Origin of the sequence: Gordonia sp. NPDC003585, from assembly GCF_040610755.1 — a bacterium.
In the GTDB taxonomy this organism is placed as follows: Bacteria; Actinomycetota; Actinomycetes; order Mycobacteriales; family Mycobacteriaceae; genus Gordonia.
Genome location: NZ_JBEXMX010000135.1, coordinates 1 through 7,110, shown reverse-complemented (window position 1 = coordinate 7,110; position 7,110 = coordinate 1). Strand labels below are relative to the sequence as shown.

The following is a 7,110-nucleotide window of genomic DNA, read 5'->3' as shown; positions in this document are numbered from 1 at the left end:
TCGACAGGATCGCCACGTAGAGATCACGCGAGCCCGACGGCATACGGATTCCGACGCGCGATCCCCGCCCCACGCCCGCGTCGCCGAGTCGCGCGGCCGCCCGGCGGACGACGGCGAGCAACTGCGTGTAGCTGAGAACTTGATCACCGTCGTCGATGGCCGGTGCATCGGGGAAGTTCATCGCTGTCTCGGTCAACACATCGCACAGCGTCCTCGGCGCGCTGGCCTGCGCAGACAGCAAGAATTGCTCGGGTATCCGCACGGTCACCGCCACCATCTCGACACGAGTTCGAGAATATAGCCCACCAGTGCGAACGGCGGGTGTCGTGGTCCGTGTCTCGACCGTCGCCGACGGTGACCTTCCGCCCGAAACCGGCCGTATTTCGCGGCCTCTCGCGGCATGCGGGTGTAGTTTCACCACAGGGTCCCGACAAGAGATCCTCGAAGATTTCCGCCACAGGGATTTCTGCCGCCGGTTGGGTCAGGAGGAGACGAATGCCGATCGTGGAACACCGCAAGCCGAGTCTCCGGTCGTACCCGATGTGGCTGGGCACCAGGCTGTTGTTGAAGCCCACCCTCGCACTGTGGCCGCTGAACAAGACCGGGATGGCCGGACTCTTTCTCATCGACCTGTTGTTCGCTGTGGGGCCAAAGCCGCGCGGCGTGGTTCGCGAGCAGATGACCCTCGCCGACCGTCCCGTCGAGCTGATCGTCCCGGCGGGACCGTCACGCCGGGACAGCGACACCGCGATGCTCTACCTGCACGGCGGCGCGTTCGTCGTCTGCGGACTCGGCACCCACCGCTCCATCGCGGCGCGGATGGCGCGCTCCTGCGAGATCCCGGTGTTTTCACTCGAATACCGGCAGCTCCCCAACGCGGGGGTGGGGACATCGGTGGCCGACGCGGTCGCCGCCTACACCGAACTGCTGACCGAACGTGGCTACCGCCGGGTGGTCGTGGCCGGCGACTCGGCGGGTGGTTTCCTGGCCGCGAAGATCGTCGAGGCGGCCGCGGAACGTGATCTCCCGGCCCCGGTCGCGTTGATCGGCTTCTCGCCGCTGCTCGACCTCGACATCGCCGACAACCCCGACCGCTCCAGCCGTTCGGACGCCTATATTCCGCTGTCCAAGATGCGCAAGCTCGAGTCGCTGTTCGACCGCGGGCCGATCCCGCTGACCGGCGTCCGGCGCATCCGGGACATCGCGGCGGAGGATTTTCCGCCGACTGTGCTGATCACCGCCGAGAACGAACTGCTCGAGCCCGACGCCATCGAACTGGTCGAAGGACTCGACGCAGCAGGCGTCGATGCCGTGGTGCACAGCTACTCGTGGCAGGTACACGCGTTCCCCGTGCTCGCCGTGCACCATCCGGACACATTGCACGCCATCGAGGTGACCGCCGCATTCGTGGTCCAGGCGATGAGAGAGGGCAAGAACGCTGACGACCGAACCGAACGGGCCGGCTGAGGACGACCGCGAATCCGGATCGGCTGTCCCCGGCGCAGTCGACGCCCGGTTCAGCCTCGCGGCCGAACGCACCCTGCTGGCCTGGATCCGAACCGCCCTCGGATTTCTGGCGGGCGGTGTCGCGATCGTCTACATCGCACCCGATGTCACCGACACCATCGTGGAGACCTCGCTGGGGCTCATTATGGTCGCGCTGGGCTGCGTGGTCACGATCATCGGCGCGTGGCGCTGGCGCCGGGTCACCAACGCACTCGAACGCGGCGGCCCGATGCCGGGGCCATCTCAAGTGCTGTTCGTGGTCGCTGCGATAGTGGTGGTGGCCGTTGCGATCGCGGTGTCGATCGTGCTGCAGAACTGAGGAGACAGATGTCCGCACAGTCCGTTGAAGAACTGTTCGCGCTCGATGTGCTCATCGACGACGAAGAGCGCGCCATCGTCGACACCGTCCGCGAGTTCGGCGCCCGCCGCCTCCGGCCTCATGTCGCCGGGTGGTTCGAGGACGGCGCGTTGCCGGTGCGTGACCTCGCTCTCGAACTCGGTGAGCTCGGTCTGTTCGGCATGCACCTGGACGGGTATGGGTGTGCCGGGACGTCGGCGACCGCCTACGGTCTCGCATGTCTCGAACTCGAAGCCGTGGACTCCGGGCTGCGGAGTTTCGTCTCGGTGCAGGGGTCGTTGTCGATGTTCGCGATCCGTGCCTTCGGTAGCGACGAACAGCGCGACGAGTGGTTGCCCCGCATGGCGAAGGGGGAGGCGATCGGCTGCTTCGGGCTCACCGAACCCGATTTCGGCTCCAACCCGGCGGGCATGCGTACCACCGCGAAACGCGACGGCGACGACTGGATTCTCAACGGCGCCAAGATGTGGATCACCAACGGCAGTGTCGCCGACGTCGCCGTGGTCTGGGCCCGCACCGACCTCGGTGAAGGGTCGCGCGGCATCCGCGGCTTCGTGGTGCCCACGGACACACCAGGTTTCCGCGGTATCGAGATCAAACACAAGATGTCGTTGCGGGCGTCGGTCACCGCCGAGTTGGTGCTCGAGGACGTCCGTCTTCCGGCGTCGGCCATGCTGCCGGAGGTCGAGGGACTCAAGGGACCGCTCAGCTGCCTCAACGAGGCGCGGTTCGGCATCGTCTTCGGCGCGGTGGGCGCCGCGCGCGATTGCCTGGAGGCCGCAATCGATTACGCGGGTGACCGCGAAGTGTTCGACAAGGCTCTCGCCGGCTACCAGATCACCCAGGTCAAACTGGCCGACATGGCACTCGAGGTCGGCAAGGCGCAGTTGCTCGCCCTTCATCTGGGCCGACGCAAGGACGCCGGCGGCCTGCGTCCCGAGCAGATCAGCCTCGGCAAACTCAACAACGTCCGGGAGGCCATCGCGATCGCGCGCGAATGCCGAACGATACTGGGCGCCAACGGGATCACCCTCGAGTACCCGGTGATCCGGCACGCGAACAACCTCGAATCCGTACTGACCTACGAGGGAACCAGCGAGATGCACCAGCTGATGATCGGCAAGGCCCTGACCGGAAAGGACGCCTTCCGATGACTTACCACCAATACCAGCGCAACGCACAGAATTTCGCGAGCATCCTCACGATCGTCGGCGCCATCATCCTGATGGTCTGCGTCGGCGCGCTCACCTACACCTGGTGGCGCGACGGCCGATGGCTATGGGTCGCACTGGGTATCGCGATCATCGTGGTGAACATCGCGCTGATCTACCTCCAGTTCCGTCGCCGCAAGCTCACACCGCCGGTGGTCGAGGGCAAGAAACCGCGCCGCGGTCTCATCGACCCTCTCGACGACCTCGACGACTGAGACTCGCCGCCTGAGGCGCGATCGGCGCGAAGAGCCCCTTGCGCTCCTTGATCCGAAGAGTACTGCCTTCGGCCTCCTGAACTGCAGGAATACGTCATGGCCGTGCTCGCAAAATCTAGGGGAAGAGTTTCTTCCGCGAGGTTCGGAGTCGTCCCCCAGATAATTCGCGGGGAGGACTCCAAGGGTAGGGGAAGAGTTTCTTCCGCGAGGTTCGGAGTCGTCCCCCAGATAATTCGCGGGGAGGACTCCAAGGGTAGGGGAAGAGTTTCTTCCCCTACTTTTTTGGAGACGCACCGGCGAATCGACGGTCCGTTCTGGACGGCTTCACTCTTCCCGCCTCCACGATCGCCGCGCAGGCGGTCGGTGGGTCGCTGATCTGCAAGTAGCGCATTTGCCCTGGTCACGACGCCACCCCTGTCTCGAAGTCGACAAGCCTCGAAGGGCTGGCGAGATACTCAGGCGCTCAACGACTCCGGGCAGCACCGCTCACCGGTGACCTCGTCGGCGAACTGGGTGCGGTACAGCTCGGCGTAGCGTCCGCCGCGGGCGAGCAGCGTCGGGTGATCGCCACGCTCGACGATCTGGCCCTGCTCGAGGACGACGATCTCGTCGGCCGCGCGGATCGTGGAGAGGCGGTGCGCGATGACGATCGACGTGCGGCCGTGGAGCGCTTCGGCCAGCGCCTCCTGGACGGCGGCTTCCGACGTCGAATCCAGGTGTGCGGTGGCCTCATCGAGGATCACCACCGACGGCTGGGCGATCAGGATGCGCGCGATCGTCATGCGCTGACGTTCGCCGCCCGACAGTCGGTACCCGCGTTCGCCGACGACGGTGTCGAGGCCTTCGGGTAGGGACTCCACCAACTCGGCGAGCCTCGCTCGCCGCAGCGCCGCCCAGATCTCGTCGTCGGTGACATCGGGTTGTGCCAGAGCCAAATTGGCTCGTATGGAGTCGTGGAACAGGTGCCCGTCCTGGGTCACCAGCCCGACGGTGCGATGCACCGAGTCGAGTCGCAGATCTCGCACGTCGACCCCGTTGAGTTGCACGGATCCGGAGTCGACGTCGTAGAGCCGGGTGACCAGCCCCGCGATAGTCGATTTTCCCGCACCGGAACTGCCCACCAGGGCCAGCATGCGTCCGGGTGCGACGTCGAGGTCGATGTGGTGCAGGATCGTCTCGCCACCCCGGTTGTCCAGTTGGGCAACCTCTTCCAGCGACGCCAGCGACACCTTGTCGGCCGATGGATATCCGAAGGACACGTCGGACAGTCGCACCGAGATGGGGACAACGTCACCTTTCTCGGCGCCGGGAGCGGAGCGAGCGGGCCGGGTGAGTTCCGCGCCGGGCACGTCGATCGCGTCGGGCCGGTCGGCGACCAGCGGCTCGAGGTCGAGCACCTCGAAGACGCGCTCGAAACTGACCAGCGCACTCATGATCTCGACCCGTGCATTGGCGAGCGCGGTCAGCGGCGCGTACATCCGGGTGAGCAGGAGTGCCAGCGACACCACCGCGCCCGCCGACAGATGCTGATGTACGGCCAGCCAACCGCCGAGACCGTAGACCAGGGCGAGTGCCAAAGCCGACACCAAGGTGAGTGCGGTCATGAACGCTGCTTGCAGCATGGCGCGTCGAACTCCGATGTCGCGCACCCGATCTGCGCGTCCGGAAAACTCCTTCGACTCGATTTCCGGACGCCCGAACAGCTTCACCAGCGTCGCACCCGGCGCGGAGAACCGTTCGGTCATCTGGGTCGACATCCGAGCGTTGTGCTCGGCCGCCTCCCGCGACAGTGCCGCCATCCGACCACCCATCGCCCGGGCGGGAATCACGAAGATGGGCAACAGGATCAATGCGAGGAGCGTGACCTGCCAGCTGATCGCGATCATCACGCCGAGCGTCAGCGCCAGGGTCACCGCGTTGGACACCACACCCGATAGCGTGTCGCTGAACGCTCGCTGCGCGCCGATGACGTCGTTGTTCAGCCGGCTCACCAGAGCGCCGGTGCGGGTGCGGGTGAAGAACGCGACCGGCATCCGCTGCACGTGGTCGAAGACGGCGCGACGCAGATCCAGGATCAGACCCTCACCGATGTTCGCCGACAGCCAGCGGACGACGACTCCGACGGCCGCCTCCACCACGGCGATGAACGCGATCAGCATCGCCAACCCGACGATCGTCGAACCATCCCCGCCGTTGTGATTCGGCCCGCTCGCTGCGCTCCCGGCGCCGGCGGTGATCAGGTTCACCACCCGTCCGGCCACCAGTGGCGTCACCACCGTCAGCACCGCGGTGAAGACCGACAACACCAGGAATGCGGCGATGCGTCGGCGATGCGGCCGGGCGAACCCGCCGATGCGGCGCAGCGTCGCCATCCGGTCGCCCCGCAGACGACGCTCGGACGGGGAGTTCGACGATTTGTACATCATGTCCCACGCGACAGATTCCATGCTCATGCCGCCAGGTTAGAACTTCAAGTTCACTTGAAGTCCACTCCTGCCGCGTTGACCGTGCGCCCAAACCGTTGACCGGGCGCTTCGACGTGGCCGCCGTCACGCCCGACGACCCTCCGTGAGTAGGTTGGAGGCATGGCAGAACTCAGACTCGGTTTCAAAGCGTCGGCAGAGCAGTTCGACCCGCGTGAGCTTGTGGAGATCGCGGTGGCCGCCGAGGAACACGGCATGGATTCGGTCGCGGTCTCCGACCATTTCCAGCCCTGGCGCCACAACGGTGGCCATGCTCCCTTCTCGCTGGCGTGGATGGCCGCGGTCGGTGAGCGCACCAAGCGCGTGCAGATCGGCACCTCGGTGATGACACCGACCTTCCGCTACAACCCGGCCGTCATCGCCCAGGCCTTCGCGTCGATGGGCTGCCTGTACCCGGGGCGGATCATGCTCGGCGTCGGCACCGGCGAGGCGCTCAACGAATACGCCACCGGATTCCAGGGCGAGTGGCCCGAGTTCAAGGAGCGCTTCGCTCGCCTGCGCGAGGCCATCAAGCTGATGCGCGAACTGTGGACCGGCGAGGAGGTCAACTTCGACGGCGAGTACTACCACACGCAGGGTGCGTACATGTATGACGTTCCCTCACAACCGATCCCGGTCTACGTGGCGGCCGGCGGACCCGTCGTCGCACGGTATGCGGGACGGGCCGGCGACGGCTTCATCTGTACCTCCGGCAAGGGGGCGGACCTCTACCAGGAGAAGCTGATCCCCGCCGTCAAGGAGGGTGCGGAGAAGGCCGAACGCGACTTCGACGCGATCGACCGGATGATCGAGATCAAGATCTCCTACGACCCGGATCCCGAACTCGCCCTGGAGAACACCCGCTTCTGGGCGCCGCTGTCGCTGACCGCCGAACAGAAGCACAGCGTCAACTCCTCCACCGAGATGGAACGCCTCGCCGACGAACTCCCGATCGAGCAGGTCGCCAAGCGGTGGATCGTCGCATCCGATCCAGACGAAGCGGTCGAGAAGGTCAAGTTCTACACCGACTGCGGACTCAACCATCTGGTCTTCCACGCCCCTGGACACGATCAGCGACGGTTCCTCGAGTACTTCCAACGCGACCTCGAACCCCGACTGCGGAAGTTGTCCGTCTGAGCCGAAGACTTCGGTTGTCGGCTTTTGACCTGGGGAAACACCATGGCGTCGTGCCCGCAAAATCTAGGGGAAGAGCTTCCTCCCCGGGGTTTATAGTCTTCCGCTAGAAATTCCTGGGGGAAGACACCAAGGGTAGGGGCAGCCTCAATCGGTCGACGCAACAGGCCTCGTGTGAGAGGTAGCCGGTATGGGCAGGGCGGTAGCGCCGGAAGCGTTTTGGG

7 protein-coding genes are annotated in these 7,110 nt (G+C 65.6%); 5 read left to right on the top strand and 2 right to left on the bottom strand.

The features are described 5' to 3' along the window. The coding region (locus tag ABZW74_RS23325) for an AMP-binding protein (protein WP_355279747.1) at positions 1–277 on the bottom strand (277 nt) is incomplete at its 3' end. Between the two features lie 218 nt (positions 278–495). Here ABZW74_RS23325 and ABZW74_RS23320 point away from each other — a divergent pair. The 4 genes from ABZW74_RS23320 to ABZW74_RS23305 are packed head-to-tail and all read left to right on the top strand — an operon-like array spanning position 496 to position 3,290. After that, complete coding sequence (locus ABZW74_RS23320; protein WP_355279744.1) at positions 496–1,467, top strand: alpha/beta hydrolase; 972 nt, start codon at positions 496–498, stop codon at positions 1,465–1,467. Next, positions 1,439–1,825, top strand: a complete 387-nt coding sequence (locus ABZW74_RS23315; protein ID WP_240860688.1) for a DUF202 domain-containing protein — start codon at positions 1,439–1,441, stop codon at positions 1,823–1,825. Before ABZW74_RS23320 ends, ABZW74_RS23315 begins: the two co-directional genes overlap by 29 nt. Before the next feature lie 8 nt (positions 1,826–1,833). Continuing rightward, positions 1,834–3,018 (top strand): acyl-CoA dehydrogenase family protein, encoded by a 1,185-nt coding sequence (locus ABZW74_RS23310; RefSeq protein WP_355279741.1) that lies wholly within the window; start codon positions 1,834–1,836, stop codon positions 3,016–3,018. Further along, a complete protein-coding gene (locus ABZW74_RS23305) occupies positions 3,015–3,290 on the top strand; it encodes a hypothetical protein (RefSeq protein WP_240860601.1) in 276 nt (91 codons plus the stop codon). Before ABZW74_RS23310 ends, ABZW74_RS23305 begins: the two co-directional genes overlap by 4 nt. Positions 3,291–3,745: 455 nt before the next feature. Here the strand turns inward: ABZW74_RS23305 and ABZW74_RS23300 are convergent, their stop codons facing one another. Continuing rightward, positions 3,746–5,743: an ABC transporter ATP-binding protein gene (locus ABZW74_RS23300; protein WP_355279739.1), complete on the bottom strand. Its 1,998-nt coding sequence runs from the start codon at positions 5,741–5,743 to the stop codon at positions 3,746–3,748. 132 nt (positions 5,744–5,875) lie between these two features. Here ABZW74_RS23300 and fgd point away from each other — a divergent pair, with 132 nt between their 5' ends. Further along, the gene (gene fgd / locus ABZW74_RS23295) at positions 5,876–6,889 is read left to right on the top strand and encodes a glucose-6-phosphate dehydrogenase (coenzyme-F420) (RefSeq protein WP_355279737.1); all 1,014 of its coding nucleotides are present in this window, start codon (positions 5,876–5,878) and stop codon (positions 6,887–6,889) included. The last annotated feature ends 221 nt before the right edge of the window (positions 6,890–7,110 follow it).

Bases quoted from the DNA above. Each gene is read 5' to 3' on its own strand.
- ABZW74_RS23320 (WP_355279744.1), top strand. From the start codon at position 496: ATGCCGATCGTGGAACACCGCAAGCCGAGTCTCCGGTCGTACCCGATG.
- ABZW74_RS23310 (WP_355279741.1), top strand. From the start codon at position 1,834: ATGTCCGCACAGTCCGTTGAAGAACTGTTCGCGCTCGATGTGCTCATC.
- ABZW74_RS23305 (WP_240860601.1), top strand. From the start codon at position 3,015: ATGACTTACCACCAATACCAGCGCAACGCACAGAATTTCGCGAGCATC.
- ABZW74_RS23300 (WP_355279739.1), bottom strand. From the start codon at position 5,743: ATGAGCATGGAATCTGTCGCGTGGGACATGATGTACAAATCGTCGAAC.
- fgd (WP_355279737.1), top strand. From the start codon at position 5,876: ATGGCAGAACTCAGACTCGGTTTCAAAGCGTCGGCAGAGCAGTTCGAC.